This window comes from Blastococcus sp. SYSU DS0973 (assembly GCF_054051055.1).
Genome location: NZ_JBJHAN010000001.1, coordinates 1 through 14,230, shown reverse-complemented (window position 1 = coordinate 14,230; position 14,230 = coordinate 1). Strand labels below are relative to the sequence as shown.

Below are 14,230 nucleotides of genomic sequence, written 5' to 3'. Positions count from 1 at the left end.
GGCGGCGTTCCGCGCACGTGCGCCGGTCGGGTGGGCCCCCGCCGGTAGATTGGAGCCCCGTGACCCCGACCGACCCCGGGACGACCCCGCGGCCCGCGGGGAACCACCCGTTGCCCCTGGCCGCGCTGGCCGATCTCATCGGCATGCCGGAGGGGGAGGGCGCCGGCGTCGAGGTCACCGGTGCCACCCTCGCCTCCACCGAGGTCGCCCCCGGTTTCCTCTACGCCGCGCTGCCCGGCGCCCGGACCCACGGCGCCCGCTTCGCCGCCGATGCCGCCGCCCGGGGCGCCGTGGCGCTGCTCACCGACCCCACCGGCCGGAGCCAGGCGGTGGCGACCGGGCTGCCGGTGTGCGTCGTCGAGGACCCCCGCGCCGTGCTCGGGGCGGTCGCCGACCGGGTCTACGGGGAGCCCAGCCGCCGGCTCGCCGTCCTGGGCATCACCGGCACCAACGGCAAGACGACGACGAGCTACCTGGTCGAGGCCGGGCTGGCCGCCGCCGGACGGTCCAGCGGGCTGATCGGCACCGTCCAGGCCCGCACCCGCGGGCGGGCCGCCGACGGCAGCCCGACGGTGACCGCACTGCCCAGCATCCGCACCACCCCGGAGGCCCCGGCCCTGCACGCGCTGCTGGCCGGCATGGCCGACGCGGGCGTCGACACCGTCGTCATGGAGGTCTCCAGCCACGCGCTGGTCCAGGGGCGCGTCGGCGGCGTGCGGTTCGCCGCCGCCGGCTTCACCAACCTGGGCCGCGACCACCTGGACTTCCACCGCGACATGGAGGACTACTTCCGGGCCAAGGCGCTGCTGTTCGACGGCCGCGCGGCGGTGGAGGTGGTCGACGTCGACGACCCGTACGGCCGCCGCCTCGTGGCGCGCCCCGGCCGTCCGCGGCCGGTGACGGTCGCCAGCAGCGAAGGGGCGCAGGCCGACTGGACCGCCTCCGGCGTCGCCACCGTGCCCGGCGGCGGCTCGGCGTTCACCCTGCAGGGGCCCGGCGGCCGCAGCTGGCCGGCCCGCCTGCGCCTGCCCGGCCGGTTCAACGTGGCCAACGCGGTGCTGGCCGTCGCGCTGCTGGACGGCATCGGCGTCGCCGTGGAGGACGCGCTCGCGGGCCTGGCCGACACCGTCGTCCCCGGGCGGATGGAGCCGGTCGACGCCGGCCAGTCCTTCGTCGCCGTCGTCGACTACGCCCACACCCCGGACGCCGTGCGCACCGCGCTGGCCGCCCTGCGCGGGGCCACGCCGGGGCGGCTGATCACCGTCCTGGGCTGCGGCGGCGACCGCGACCCGGGCAAGCGCCCGGAGATGGGCCGGGCGGCCGCGGAGGGCAGCGACGTCCTGGTGGTCACCGACGACAACCCCCGCTCCGAGGAGCCCGCCGCGATCCGCGCGGCGATGCTGGCCGGTGCCGCGGAGGTCCCCGCCGACCGGCGCGCCGAGGTGCTGGAGGTCGGCGACCGCCGGGCCGCCCTGGCCGCGGCCGTGCGGCTGGCCCGTGCGGGCGACACGCTGCTGGTGGCCGGCAAGGGCCACGAGACCGGGCAGGAGATCGCCGGCACCGTGCACCCCTTCGACGACCGCACGGCGCTGCGCGAGGTCCTGAGCGGAGGAACGTCGTGATCGAGCTGTCCCTGGCGGAGGTGGCGGAGCTGACCGGCGGACGCCTGGAGGGCGCCGCGGACGCGACCGTCACCGGGACGGTCACCCTCGACTCGCGCGCGGTCGCCCCCGGCGACCTGTTCGTCGCGGTGGCGGGGGAGCGGGCCGACGGCCACGACTTCCTGGGCGCGGCGGCCGCCGCCGGTGCCGTGGCCGCGCTGGCCGCCCGGCCGGACGGGGCGCTGCCGTGCGTCGTGGTCGACGACCCGGTGGCCGCGTTGGGCCGGCTGGCGGCCGGCGTCCACGAGCGCCTCACCGCCGCCGGCGTGCGCACGCTGGGCATCACCGGCTCGTCGGGCAAGACCTCGACCAAGGACCTGCTGGGCCAGGTGCTCGCCGGCGCCGGCCCCACGGTCAGCCCGCCGGGGTCGTACAACAACGACATCGGCCTGCCCCTCACGGTGCTCTCGGCCGACCGGGGGACCCGCTTCCTCGTGCTCGAGATGGGGGCGCGCGGCCCCGGGCACATCGCCCGCCTGTGCCGGGTGGCCGGGCCGCAGGTCGGCGTCGTGCTCAACGTGGGCTCGGCCCACCTCGGGGAGTTCGGCAGCGCCGAGGTCATCGCCCGGGCGAAGGGTGAGCTCGTCGAGGCGTTGCCCGCCGACGGCACCGCGGTGCTCAACGCCGACGACCCCCGCGTCCTCGGCATGGCCCCCCGCACCCAGGCCCGCGTGCTCACCACCGGCCGGTCCGCCGACGCCGCCGTGCGCGCGCTCGACGTCGCGCTGGACGACTCGGCCCGCGCCCGGTTCACGCTGGTGGCCGGCGGGGAGCGCCACCCGGTCGCGCTGCGCGTGGTGGGGGAGCACCAGGTCGCCAACGCCCTGTCGGCGGCCGGTGCGGCGCTGGCTGTCGGCATGGCTCCCGCCGACGTCGCCACCGGGCTGTCGGCGGCGGGGCCCCGCAGCCGCTGGCGCATGGAGGTCGACCGGCGCGCCGACGGCGTCACCGTCGTCAACGACGCCTACAACGCGAACCCGGAGTCGATGCGCGCCGCCCTGGCGGCGCTGACCGGGCTGCCGGGGAAGCGGCGGATCGCCGTCCTGGGCGGCATGGCCGAGCTCGGCCCGGACGCCGCCGCCGAGCACGAGCGGCTGGGCCGCGACGCGGCTGCGGCGGGGGTCGACCTGGTCGTCGCGGTGGGCGCCGATGCGGTAGGCATAGCGGAGGGCGCGGCCGCCGGAGGGCGGCGCGCAGGGGGGGAGTCGGTGCACGTGCCGGACCGGGGCGCTGCCCTAGCGTGGCTGACGGAGGTGCTGCGCCCGGGGGACGTCGTCCTCGTGAAGGCCAGCCGCTCCTACGGCCTGGAGCTCCTCGCCGCCGACCTGCTGGGCGGTGCGGGGCGATGAGGAGCGTCCTCATCGCGGCGGCCGTCGGCCTGATCGTCTCGATCCTGATGACGCCGCTGGCCATCCGGGCCTTCCGGCGGCAGGGGCTCGGGCAGGAGATCCGCGACGACGGTCCCGAGAGCCACCTGTCGAAGAAGGGCACGCCCACGATGGGCGGGACCGTCATCGTGGGCGCCACCGTGCTCGGCTACCTCGTCGCCCACCTGGCGTTCGTCGGGGAGTCCGGCTGGGGGTTCAGCGCCACCGGCCTGCTGCTGCTGTTCCTCATGGTCGGCATGGGCACCGTCGGCTTCCTCGACGACTACCTGAAGATCCGCCACCGGCGCAGCCTCGGGCTGAACAAGACGGCGAAGCTCGTGGGTCAACTCGTCGTCGGCGTCGCCTTCGCGGTCCTGGCGATCAACTTCCCGAACGGCGACGACGTCACCCCGGCGTCCACCGTCGTGTCCTACGTCCGGGACATCGCGCCGCTGGCCCTGGGACCGATCGCGTTCGTGATCCTGGCCTACCTGTTCATCGCCGGCTTCTCCAACGCCGTCAACCTCACCGACGGCCTGGACGGCCTCGCCGCCGGCTCCTCGGCGATGGTGTTCGCGTCCTACATCTTCATCTCGTTCTGGCAGTTCACCCACGACTGCGCCAACGAGCTCATCGAGGGCTGCTACACGGTGCGTGACCCGCTGGACGTCACGCTGGTGGCCGCCGCCGGCATGGGCGCCTGCCTGGGCTTCCTGTGGTGGAACACCAGCCCGGCGCGCATCTTCATGGGCGACACCGGCTCCCTGGCCCTCGGTGGGCTGCTCTCCGGCCTGGCGATCGTCACCCGCACCGAGCTGCTGCTCGTCGTCCTCGGCGGCCTGTTCGTCGCGGTCACGCTGTCGGTGATCATCCAGGTGGCCTTCTTCCGGGCCACCCGGCGGCGGGTCTTCCGCATGGCGCCCCTGCACCACCACTTCGAGCTGGCCGGCTGGACCGAGAACACCGTGATCGTGCGGTTCTGGTTGGTCACCGGCATGGCGGTCGCGTTCGGTCTCGGCCTGTTCTACGCCGACTGGCTGAGCTTCGTGGGCCTGTGAGCGTCGAGGGCTTCCCGGTCGCCGGCCGCACGGTGCTGATGACGGGCCTCGGGGTCTCGGGGGCGGCGGCCGCCCGGGTGCTGCTGGACGCCGGGGCGCGTGTGCTGCTCACCGACGCCGCCCGCCGCCCGGCCGTCGACGAGCTGACCGGCCGGGGCGCCAGGTGGCTGGGCGCGTCGGAGGTCCTGCCCGAGGACGTCGACCTGGTCGTCACCTCACCGGGCTGGCGGCCCGACGCGCCGCTGCTCGTCGACGCCGCCGCCCGCGGCATCGAGGTGGTCGGCGAGCCGGAGCTGGCGTGGCGGCTGCGCCTCGCCGGCCCCGACGGCACGCGCGCCCCGTGGCTGGCGGTCACCGGCACCAACGGCAAGACGACGACGGTCACCATGCTCGAGGCGATCCTCACCGCCGCCGGGCACCGGGCCGTGGCCGCCGGGAACGTGGGCCGGCCCCTGGTCGAGGTGGTCACCGCCCGGGGCGCCGACGGGCTGCCGGCGTACGACGCGATCGCGGTGGAGCTCTCCAGCTTCCAGCTGCACTGGTCCTCGTCGCTGGCCCCGGCCGCGGCCGCGGTGCTCAACGTGGCCGACGACCACACCGACTGGCACGGCTCCTTCGCCGCCTACCGGGACGCCAAGGCGCGCATCCTCGAGCGGGCGCCGGTCGCCGTCGCCGATGCCGGCGACCCCGTCGCCGCCGCTCTCGTCGCCGGCCATCCGCGACCGGTCACCGTCACCCTCGCCGAGCCCGCCCCCGGGCAGCTGGGCGTGCGGGCCGGGGCGCTGGTCGACCGCGCCTTCGCCGCCGACCCGGTGGGGGAGCCGATCATGGCGCGCGCCGACGTCCCCGTCCCCGGGCCGCACAACACCGTCAACGCCCTCGCCGCCGCGGCCCTCGCCCGCGCGGCCGGGGTGCCGCTGGAGGCCGTCGCGCGCGGGCTGGCCGGGTTCCGCGGCGGCGCCCACCGCAACGTCCTCGTCGCCACGGTCGACGGCGTGGACTACGTCGACGACAGCAAGGCGACGAACCCGCACGCCGCCGCGGCCTCGCTCGCCGCCTACCCGCGGGTCGTCTGGATCGCCGGGGGCCTGCTCAAGGGCGCCGACGTCGATCCGCTCGTCGCCGCCGTCGCCCCCCGGCTGGCCGGGGTGGTGCTGCTCGGCCGGGACCGGGAGCTGATCGCCGCCTCGCTGGCGCGACACGCCCCGTCGGTCCCCGTGGTGGCGGTGCCCAGCGGCGACGATGACGGGATGGACGGGACCGGTGCGACGGGTGAGGCGACGATGGCCGCGGTCGTCGCCGCCGCCGCCCGGCTGGCCGCCCCGGGCGACACGGTGCTGCTGGCGCCCGCGGCGGCCTCGATGGACGTCTTCCGCGACTACGGGCACCGGGGCCGTGCCTTCGCCGACGCCGTCGCGGCGCTGGCCCGATGACCGCCACGACCGCCCGGCCGGGCCGCGCGGCGGGGACCGAGCGCCGTTCCCCGGGCACGCGGCTCCGGCACCAGCGCGCGCCGCGGTTGCGCGGGCCCGCCTGGATGGACGGCCCGATGACCAGCTGCCACCTGGTGCTCGGGGCTGCCGGGCTGCTGCTGCTGATCGGCCTGGTCATGGTCTTCTCCGCCTCCTCGATCGAGGCGGCGCTGGCCGACGAGCCGGCGTGGGCGCCCGGCGTGAAGCAGCTGGTGCTGGCCTGCATCGGGCTGGGCGCGATGGTCGTCGCCATGCGGCTGCCGGTGGGGCTGGTGCGCCGGTGGGCACCGATCGCGCTGATCGTCGTGGTCGTCCTGCTGGTCCTCGTGCTGATCCCCGGCATCGGCCAGCAGCGCAACGGCGCCCGGCAGTGGATCTCCCTGGGCGTCACCGACTTCCAGCCCTCCGAGCTGGGCAAGCTGGTCTTCGCGCTGTGGGGCGCGCATGTCATCGCCCTGCGCGAGCGGTACCTCACGACGACGTCGCTGCTCGTGCCGGTGGTCCCGGTCTTCGTCCTCCTCTCGCTGCTGCTCATCCTCGAGCCCGACTTCGGTGGCGTGGTCAGCCTCGGCCTGGTGCTGGTCGGCCTGCTCTGGGCCGGCGGGATGCCGCTGCGCTGGTTCGGCGCCTTCGCCGGGGTGGCCGCCGTCGCGATCGTGGTCATGGTGCAGGCGGCGCCGTACCGGATGGAGCGGATCACCGCGTTCCTCGACCCGTTCGCGGACCCGACCGACACCGGCTTCCAGGCGATCCGGGGCATGTACGCGCTGGCCACCGGGGGGCTGTGGGGCGTGGGCCTGGGCAACAGCGCGATGAAGTGGAACATCCTCCCGGAGGCGGAGTCCGACTACATCTTCGCGATCCTCGGCGAGGAGCTGGGCTTCCTCGGCTGCCTGGTCGTCGTCACCCTGTACGGGGTCCTCGCCTACGCCGGCTTCCGCATCGCCCGGCGCTCGGCCGACCGCTTCGTCCAGCTGGCCTGCGTCGCCATCACCGTGTGGCTCACCGGCCAGGCGACCATGAACATGGGCTACGTGGTCGGACTGCTGCCGGTGACCGGGGTGACGCTCCCGCTGATCTCGGCGGGCGGCACCTCGCTGATCCTGACCCTGTTCATCGTCGGTCTGCTCGCCCGGTTCGCCCGCTCGGAGCCGGCCGCCGTCGAGCACCTGCGCACGGCCGAGCGGAGCCGGCTGGCGCGGCTGCTCATGCCGGCGCCCAGCACGGCCGTCGACCAGGTGCGTCCCCGCCGGTTCCCGGCGGACGCCGTTCCGGAGCGGCCGGTGGTGAGCAGCCCTCGCACCGTCCTGCACGCCCGGGGCGCCGCATCCCGCCGCTCCCCGGTACGCACGGAGGCCCCGTCGGGGGCCGGGGGCGCGGCCCGGCCCCGGGGCGCCACCCGGGGCGCGTCGGCGCGCACCCCGTCGGGGGCCCCGGCGCCGCGGCAGCGCCCCGTCGCCCCGCGCGGTCGCCCCGGCGGTGACCGGTGAGCGCCGTGCGGTCGGTGGTCCTGGCCGGTGGGGGCACCGGCGGGCACATCGAGCCGATGCTCTCCCTCGCCGACGCCCTCCGCCGGCGCGACGGCGACCTGCGCATCACCTGCCTGGGCACGGCGCGCGGCATGGAGACGCGGCTGGTGCCCGCCCGCGGCTACGACCTGCGGCTCATCCCGCCGGTCCCGCTGCCGCGCAGGCTCACGCCGGACCTGCTGCGCGTGCCCGGCCGGGTGCGCCGGTCGGTCGCCGAGACCTGCGCCCTGCTCGACGAGCTGGCCGCCGACGTGGTGGTCGGCTTCGGTGGCTACGTGGCGCTGCCGGCCTACCTCGCCGCCCGCCGCGCCTCCGTGCCGGTGGTGGTGCACGAGCAGAACGCCCTGCCGGGGTTGGCCAACCGCATCGGCGCCCGGCTGGCCGCCCGCGTCGCGGTCACCGTGCCCGGCACGCCGCTGCACCGCGGCGAGCACGTCGGCATGCCGCTGCGTCGGGCGATCTCCTCGCTGGACCGGGCCGCCCGGCGGGCCGAGGCGCGGGCGCAGTTCGGCCTGCACGCCGATCGCCCGACGCTGCTGGTGTTCGGCGGGTCGCAGGGTGCGGCGTCGCTCAACCGCGCCGCCGTCGCCGCGGCCGACGCCCTGACCGCCGCGGGGGTGCAGGTGCTGCACGCCCGGGGACCCAAGAACACCGACGTCGTGGTCCCCGAGCCGCCGGCGGGCAGCGCGCCCTACGTCGTCGTGGACTACCTGGAGCGGATGGACCTCGCCTACGCCGCGGCGGACCTCGCGCTCTGCCGCTCCGGCGCGGTCACCGTCGCCGAGCTCTCCGCCGTGGGCCTGCCCGCAGCCTTCGTCCCGCTGCCGATCGGCAACGGGGAGCAGCGGCGCAACGCCCTGCCGGTGATCGAGGCCGGCGGTGGGCTGCTCGTCGAGGACGCCGACCTCGACCCGGCCTGGATCACCGGCACCCTGGTTCCGCTGCTGACCGACCCGGCGGCGCTGGCCGGCCTCGCCCGGCACGCGGCCGCCGCCGGCGTCCCCGACGCCGACGAGAAGCTGGCCGACATCGTCTGCGAGGTAGGAGCACAGTGAGCACCGAGCGATGAGCGCCGCCGACGTGGCGGCCTGGACCGGCCCGGTGCCGTCCCTGCCGGACCTGGGTGCGGTGCACTTCATCGGGATCGGCGGCGCCGGGATGAGCGGCATCGCGCGGATCCTCCTCGCCCGGGGCGTCCGCGTCTCGGGAACCGACCGGCGGGACAGCCCGACGCTGCTGGCGCTGCGTGCCCTCGGCGCGCGGGTGGAGCTCGGCCACGACGGCGCGCACGTCGGCGACGCCGACACCGTGGTCGTGTCGACGGCGATCCGGGCGGACAACCCCGAGCTCGTCGCCGCCCGCGACCGCGGCCTGCGGGTGCTGCCCCGCGCGGTGGCCCTGGCCGCCGTCATGGCGGGGCGGCGCAGCGTCGCCGTCGCCGGCACGCACGGCAAGACCTCGACCACCTCGATGCTCACCGTCGCGGTGCAGGCCTGCGGCGTCGACGCGTCGTTCGCGATCGGCGGCAACCTCAACGAGTCCGGCAGCAACGCGCACGCGGGGGAGGGCGACGTCTTCGTCGCCGAGGCGGACGAGAGCGACCGCTCCTTCCTGCTGCTGTCGCCGTTCGCGGGGATCGTCACCAACGTCGAAGCCGACCACCTGGACAACTACGGCGACCTCGCGGCCGTGGAGCAGGCCTTCGACCGGTTCCTGCAGACCGTGCACCCCGAAGGGTTCGTCGTCCTCTGCGCCGACGACCCGGGGGCGGCCCGGCTGCGGACGGTGCCCGGACCGGCCCGCGTGCGCACCTACGGCACCGCCGCGGACGCCGACCTCCGGCTGGCCGACCTGGTCGTCGGCCGTGAGCACACCAGCTACACCGCGCTGCTGGACGGCGCCGAGCTCGGCCGGGTCGCGATCCAGCTGCCGGGTGAGCACATGGCGCGCAACAGCGCCGCGGCGCTGCTCGCCGGTCTGGAGCTCGGGCTGCCCGCCGGCGGCCTGATCGAGGGGCTCGCCCGCTTCGGCGGCGTGCACCGACGCTTCGAGCTCAAGGGCGTCGCCGGGGGCGTGCGGGTCTACGACGACTACGCCCACCACCCGACCGAGGTCGAGGCCCAGCTCCGGGCCGCCCGCGCGGTGGCGGGGGAGGGCCGGCTCGTCGTCGCCTTCCAGCCGCACCTGTACAGCCGCACCCGGGAGTTCGCCGAGGGCTTCGGCGCCGCGCTCGGCCTGGCCGACGAGGTCGTCGTCATGGACGTCTACGGCGCCCGCGAGGACCCGGTTCCGGGGGTGACCGGCGCGATGGTCGCCGACGCCGTGCCGCTGCCGGCCGAGCAGGTGCTCTTCGAGCCGTCGTGGTCGGCGGCCGGCCCGGCGCTGGCCGCCCGCGCCCGTCCGGGCGACCTGGTCATGACGATGGGTGCCGGTGACGTCTCGATGGTCGGGCCCGAGGTGCTCGACGCCCTGCGCGCCACGGAGGGGCCGGCCGGGAAGGACGACGCGCCGGACGCCGGCCGGTGAACCGGACCGGCAGCACCACCCGCGACCGCACGCGGAGCGGACGCCGGACCGCCGATCGCCGCGGCGCCCGCGTCACCCCGCTGCCCGACCGGCGCGCGCCCCGGCGCCGCTCCCGGCAGCGGCGGTCGATCCAGCTGGCCGTGGGCGCGACCCTCGTGGCCGTGGTCGGCTGGCTGCTCTGGATGTCCCCGCTGCTGGCGGTCCGGACGGTCCAGGTGGACGGGACGACGACGCTCCCGGCCGACCGGGTGCGGGAGGCCGCGCAGGTGCCCGACGGCGTGCCGCTCCTGCGCGTCGACCTCGATGTGGTCGAGGATCGCGTCGCCCGGCTTCCGCAGGTCCGCGAGGTGCAGGCCGCGCGCGGCTGGCCCGACCGCATCGTGGTCACCGTTGCCGAGCGGGTGCCGGTAGCGGTGGTCGGTCCGCCGGGCCGGCGGTCGCTGGTGGACGCCGACGGCATCCTGTTCGACACCGTGACCGGGAACCCGCCTCCCGCTGTGGTGCCGCTCGTCGTGGACGACGCGGAGGCGGGCGACCCGGAGACGCTGGCCGGGATCGCGGCGATCCGCGCCCTCCCCACCGACCTCCGACGCGAGCTGGCCGAGGTCACCGTCCCCGGGGTCGAGGACATCGGCCTCACCTTGAGCGACGGCACCGTCGTGGTGTGGGGCGACGCCGCGGAGTCCGCCACCAAGGCACAGGTCCTGGGCGCGCTGCTCGACCGGATCGCCGCCGGTGAGCTCGAGCCGGCCGCCGAGATCGACGTCAGCACCCCCGACGCGGTCGTCCTGCGTTAGGGCCGGGCCGCGCGCCGCCGGGTCGAGCCGGGTCGGTGGCGGAGGGTGTCCGCTCGCCTGCGTACCGGCGGCGACCAGCAGATCGGCCGACACGCCGGAGGCTCCGACACGCCCGACACGCGAAATCCTCGCCGAAGTTTCTGGTCGCGCGCGCTGTCGGTCCCTGGATCTCGGGATGAGACATCCACGGCGCGAGTCGTCACACTCAGTGGGGCAGATGTGACCAATGGGTCGCCGGGGTTCGGTGCGATCCGGGTCCACCGACACGCCGACCCGGAGAGGGTGCTTGTAGCGCCTCTCGGACCACACCTAACTTCATCCACGTCGACCCAGTTGACATAACTGTAAGGCTGAACTTGAGGATGAGGGTCCAGTTGGGGAGCGCCGCATGACACCTCCGCACAACTATCTAGCGGTCATCAAGGTCGTCGGCATCGGCGGCGGCGGGGTGAACGCGGTCAACCGCATGATCGAAGTCGGCCTCAAGGGGGTCGAGTTCATCGCGATCAACACCGATGCCCAGGCGCTGCTGATGAGCGACGCCGACGTCAAGCTCGACGTCGGCCGCGAGCTCACCCGCGGGCTCGGGGCCGGTGCGCAGCCCGACGTCGGCCGGCAGGCCGCCGAGGACCACCGCGAGGAGATCGAGGAGGTGCTCAAGGGCGCCGACATGGTCTTCGTGACCGCCGGTGAGGGTGGTGGCACCGGTACCGGTGGCGCGCCCGTCGTCGCCTCGATCGCCCGCAAGCTCGGCGCGCTGACCATCGGTGTGGTCACCCGCCCGTTCGCCTTCGAGGGCAAGCGGCGCGCGGTGCAGGCCGAGTCGGGCATCGAGGAGCTGCGCAACGAGTGCGACACGCTCATCGTCATCCCGAACGACCGGCTGCTGCAGCTGGGCGACCGGAACGTCAGCGTCATGGACGCCTTCCGCACCGCGGACCAGGTGCTGCTCTCCGGTGTCCAGGGCATCACCGACCTGATCACGACCCCCGGTCTGATCAACCTGGACTTCGCCGACGTCAAGTCGGTCATGTCCGGCGCCGGGTCGGCGCTGATGGGCATCGGCAGCGCGCGCGGTGACAACCGGGCGCTGCTGGCCGCCGAGCAGGCGATCGCCAGTCCGCTGCTGGAGGCCTCGATGGAGGGCGCCCACGGCGTGCTGCTGTCGATCTCGGGCGGGTCGGACCTCGGCCTGTTCGAGATCAACGAGGCGGCCTCGCTGGTCTCCGACGCCGCGCACGCCGACGCCAACATCATCTTCGGTGCGGTGATCGACGACGCCCTCGGCGACGAGGTGCGGGTGACGGTCATCGCGGCGGGGTTCGACGGTGGCCGTCCCAGCTCGCGCAAGGAGACCTCGGCGGCGACGTCGGGTCCGACCTCCGGGCCGCTGTCCACCGGCGGCGCCTCGCCGTTCGCGTCGCAGCGTCGTCCCGTCGCCGCGCCGCCGGTCGCGGCGGCTCCGCCGGCGGCCCAGCCGGCGCCGGCGGCCCAGCCGGCGACGGGGGAGCGGCTCGCCCAGCCGGCGCCGGCCGCGTCGGCCGGCCGGCCGGCCGGCGGTGGCGGGCTGACCGTCCCCCCGCTCCCGCCGATCCCCGGTCCGGTCGCCAACGGCCGCCGGCCGCTGTCGAACGAGGACTTCGAGGAGGAGCTCGACATCCCGGAGTTCCTCAAGGGCTGAGAGAGGACCTTCTCCTCCTCGCCTCCCGGACGTTCGGGTGAGCCTCTGGAGGGGGCCGTAAGGTCAGCAGTGATGAGCACTGAACCGGCCGCCCCGTCGGCGGTGCGACCCCGCCGGGTCGTCACCGACCGGCGGGGCGGCCGTTCGCGTCCTCCCTACGACTCCTTCAACCTCGGCACGCACGTCGGCGACGACCCGGCCGACGTCGGGGCCAATCGCGCGCGCGTCGCGCGCGAGCTCGGGGTGGCCGGGGACCGGCTGCTCTGGATGGACCAGGTCCACGGCACCGGCGTCGCGATCGTCGACGGCCCCCGGGCGGAGCCGGTCGCCGCGACCGACGGGCTGGTCACCGCGACGCCCGGGCTGGTGCTGGCGGTGCTCGCGGCCGACTGCGTCCCCGTCCTGCTGGCCGACTCCGAGACCGGTGTCGTCGCAGCCGTGCACGCCGGGCGCGAAGGGTTGCGGCAGGGCGTCCTCCCGGCCGCGCTGTCGGCCATGGCCAGCCTGGGTGCCCGCGCGCGCCACGTGACGGCCCTGCTGGGTCCCGCGGTGTGCGGCGCCTGCTACGAGGTGCCCGCGGCGATGCAGGCCGACGTCGCGCGGGTCGCCCCCGACGCGGCGGTGCGCACCCGGGCCGGCACGGCGGGGCTGGACCTGCGGGCCGGGGTCGAGCAGGTCCTCCGCCGGGCCGGTATCCCCGAGGTCGTCCAGGACCCGCGCTGCACGGTCGAGAACCCCTTCCTCTTCTCCCACCGGCGCGACGGCGTCACCGGTCGCCAGGCCGGCCTGGTCTGGCTCGGCTGATCGAGGGCCCCCGTGCCCCCGCCCCTGCGCGGGGGCGGTTCCTCCTTGGACAATCGGCCACGTGAGCTTGCTCGAGGAGAACCTGCACGCGGTCCGCGCCCGGATCGACGCGGCCGCCCGGGCTGCCGGCCGCGACCCGGCCGGCGTCGCGCTGCTCGCGGTCAGCAAGACCTGGCCCGCCGCCGACGTCCGGGCGCTCGCCGGGCTGGGGCAGCGCGACTTCGGCGAGAACCGCGTGCAGGAGCTCCTGGAGAAGGCCGACGAGCTCGCGGGCGCGGACCTGCGGTGGCACTTCGTGGGCCAGCTCCAGCGCAACAAGGCCGCGGCCGTGGCGCGGACCGGCGCGGTCGTCCACTCGCTCGACCGGGCCTCCCTGGCCGCGACCCTGGACCGGGCCGGGCAGCAGGCCGGGCGCCCGGTCGAGGTGCTGATCCAGGTGGACCTCGGTGGTCCCGAGGGGCAGGCCGCCGCGCGGGGCGGCGCGTCGCCCGACGGCGTTCCCGCGCTCGCCGACGCCGTGGCGACGGCGCCGGGGCTGCGGTTGCGCGGGCTCATGGCGGTCGCTCCCCGCGGAGAGCGACCGGCACCGGCCTTCGCGCGGCTGGCCACCCTCGCCGAGCGCCTCCGGGCCGACCACCCGGAGGCGATGGAGATCTCCGCGGGCATGAGCGGCGACCTGGAGGACGCGGTCGCGGCCGGCGCGACGATCGTGCGTGTCGGAACCGCGTTGTTCGGAGCGCGGCCCCTACCCTGCGGTGAGGTCGAGGAACACCAGCCACGCGAGTCACAGCAGTCGCACGAGCCGCAGGCTCACCGGGCTCCTGGGGCGGATGTGACGACGATGGTGCAGACGCGACGCTGAGGACACCGGCAGAGGGGAAGGTCCGATGGCTGGAGCCATGCGGAAGATGGGGATCTACCTGGGGCTCGTCGAGGACGACGACCCCCGCGGCTACGGCCGGTACGACTCCCGCTCGTCCGGCGAGCTGGAGCACGATCGCCGCTACGGCCGGTACGGCGAGGACCGCTACGCCGACGAGTTCGCCGACCGGCCCTACGCCGACGACGACTACACCGGTGGGTACGCCGACGACGAGCCGGCGGCCGCCGAGGTCCCCGCCGCCCGCGACCCCGAGCCGCTGTCGGTGCGGCGCGTCCAGGCCCGCCCGCTCGGCCTGGGGGGGGGGGGGGGGGGGGGGGGCGGGTCCGGCCCGGGGGGGGGGGGGGGGGCGGGGGGGCGCGGGGCGGGGGGGGCCGGGCGGGCCCCCCCCCCCCCCCCCCACGGCGAAGTGGCCCGGTAGCGTGCCGCTCATGGTCCGACCGCTGGGGCTGCCC

At 76.1% G+C, this 14,230-nt stretch carries 11 protein-coding genes; all 11 read left to right on the top strand.

What is annotated here, in order from left to right; all coding sequences use genetic code 11:
* The first annotated feature begins 59 nt into the window (after positions 1-59).
* On the top strand, positions 60-1,622 hold the full coding sequence (locus tag ACI791_RS00055; RefSeq protein ID WP_456584172.1) for a UDP-N-acetylmuramoyl-L-alanyl-D-glutamate--2,6-diaminopimelate ligase: 1,563 nt from the start codon (positions 60-62) through the stop codon (positions 1,620-1,622).
* Complete coding sequence (locus tag ACI791_RS00050) at positions 1,619-3,010, top strand: UDP-N-acetylmuramoyl-tripeptide--D-alanyl-D-alanine ligase (protein WP_456584171.1); 1,392 nt, start codon at positions 1,619-1,621, stop codon at positions 3,008-3,010. Before ACI791_RS00055 ends, ACI791_RS00050 begins: the two co-directional genes overlap by 4 nt.
* Positions 3,007-4,086 (top strand): phospho-N-acetylmuramoyl-pentapeptide-transferase, encoded by a 1,080-nt coding sequence (gene mraY, locus ACI791_RS00045; RefSeq protein WP_456584170.1) that lies wholly within the window; start codon positions 3,007-3,009, stop codon positions 4,084-4,086. Before ACI791_RS00050 ends, mraY begins: the two co-directional genes overlap by 4 nt.
* On the top strand, positions 4,083-5,519 hold the full coding sequence (gene murD, locus ACI791_RS00040) for a UDP-N-acetylmuramoyl-L-alanine--D-glutamate ligase (RefSeq protein ID WP_456584169.1): 1,437 nt from the start codon (positions 4,083-4,085) through the stop codon (positions 5,517-5,519). Before mraY ends, murD begins: the two co-directional genes overlap by 4 nt.
* 116 nt (positions 5,520-5,635) lie before the next feature.
* Positions 5,636-7,048, top strand: a complete 1,413-nt coding sequence (gene ftsW, locus ACI791_RS00035) for a putative lipid II flippase FtsW (protein ID WP_456584168.1) — start codon at positions 5,636-5,638, stop codon at positions 7,046-7,048.
* Complete coding sequence (murG, locus tag ACI791_RS00030; protein ID WP_456584167.1) at positions 7,045-8,142, top strand: undecaprenyldiphospho-muramoylpentapeptide beta-N-acetylglucosaminyltransferase; 1,098 nt, start codon at positions 7,045-7,047, stop codon at positions 8,140-8,142. The genes ftsW and murG overlap by 4 nt, the downstream gene beginning before the upstream one ends.
* Positions 8,143-8,152: 10 nt before the next feature.
* A complete protein-coding gene (murC, locus tag ACI791_RS00025; RefSeq protein ID WP_456584166.1) occupies positions 8,153-9,613 on the top strand; it encodes a UDP-N-acetylmuramate--L-alanine ligase in 1,461 nt (486 codons plus the stop codon).
* Positions 9,610-10,410, top strand: coding sequence for a cell division protein FtsQ/DivIB (locus tag ACI791_RS00020; protein WP_456584165.1), 801 nt, complete (start codon positions 9,610-9,612; stop codon positions 10,408-10,410). Before murC ends, ACI791_RS00020 begins: the two co-directional genes overlap by 4 nt.
* 388 nt (positions 10,411-10,798) lie before the next feature.
* Positions 10,799-12,091 carry a cell division protein FtsZ gene (ftsZ, locus tag ACI791_RS00015; protein ID WP_347060323.1) on the top strand — a complete coding sequence of 431 codons (1,293 nt, stop codon included), beginning with the start codon at positions 10,799-10,801 and terminating at the stop codon, positions 12,089-12,091.
* 72 nt (positions 12,092-12,163) lie between these two features.
* Positions 12,164-12,895: a peptidoglycan editing factor PgeF gene (gene pgeF / locus ACI791_RS00010; RefSeq protein WP_456584164.1), complete on the top strand. Its 732-nt coding sequence runs from the start codon at positions 12,164-12,166 to the stop codon at positions 12,893-12,895.
* Between the two features lie 61 nt (positions 12,896-12,956).
* On the top strand, positions 12,957-13,757 hold the full coding sequence (locus ACI791_RS00005) for a YggS family pyridoxal phosphate-dependent enzyme (protein WP_456584163.1): 801 nt from the start codon (positions 12,957-12,959) through the stop codon (positions 13,755-13,757).
* Positions 13,758-14,230 lie beyond the last annotated feature (473 nt).

Coding starts and splice junctions, on each gene's coding strand:
- mraY (WP_456584170.1), top strand. CDS start 3,007: ATGAGGAGCGTCCTCATCGCGGCGGCCGTCGGCCTGATCGTCTCGATC.
- ftsW (WP_456584168.1), top strand. CDS start 5,636: ATGACCAGCTGCCACCTGGTGCTCGGGGCTGCCGGGCTGCTGCTGCTG.
- murC (WP_456584166.1), top strand. CDS start 8,153: ATGAGCGCCGCCGACGTGGCGGCCTGGACCGGCCCGGTGCCGTCCCTG.
- ftsZ (WP_347060323.1), top strand. CDS start 10,799: ATGACACCTCCGCACAACTATCTAGCGGTCATCAAGGTCGTCGGCATC.
- pgeF (WP_456584164.1), top strand. CDS start 12,164: ATGAGCACTGAACCGGCCGCCCCGTCGGCGGTGCGACCCCGCCGGGTC.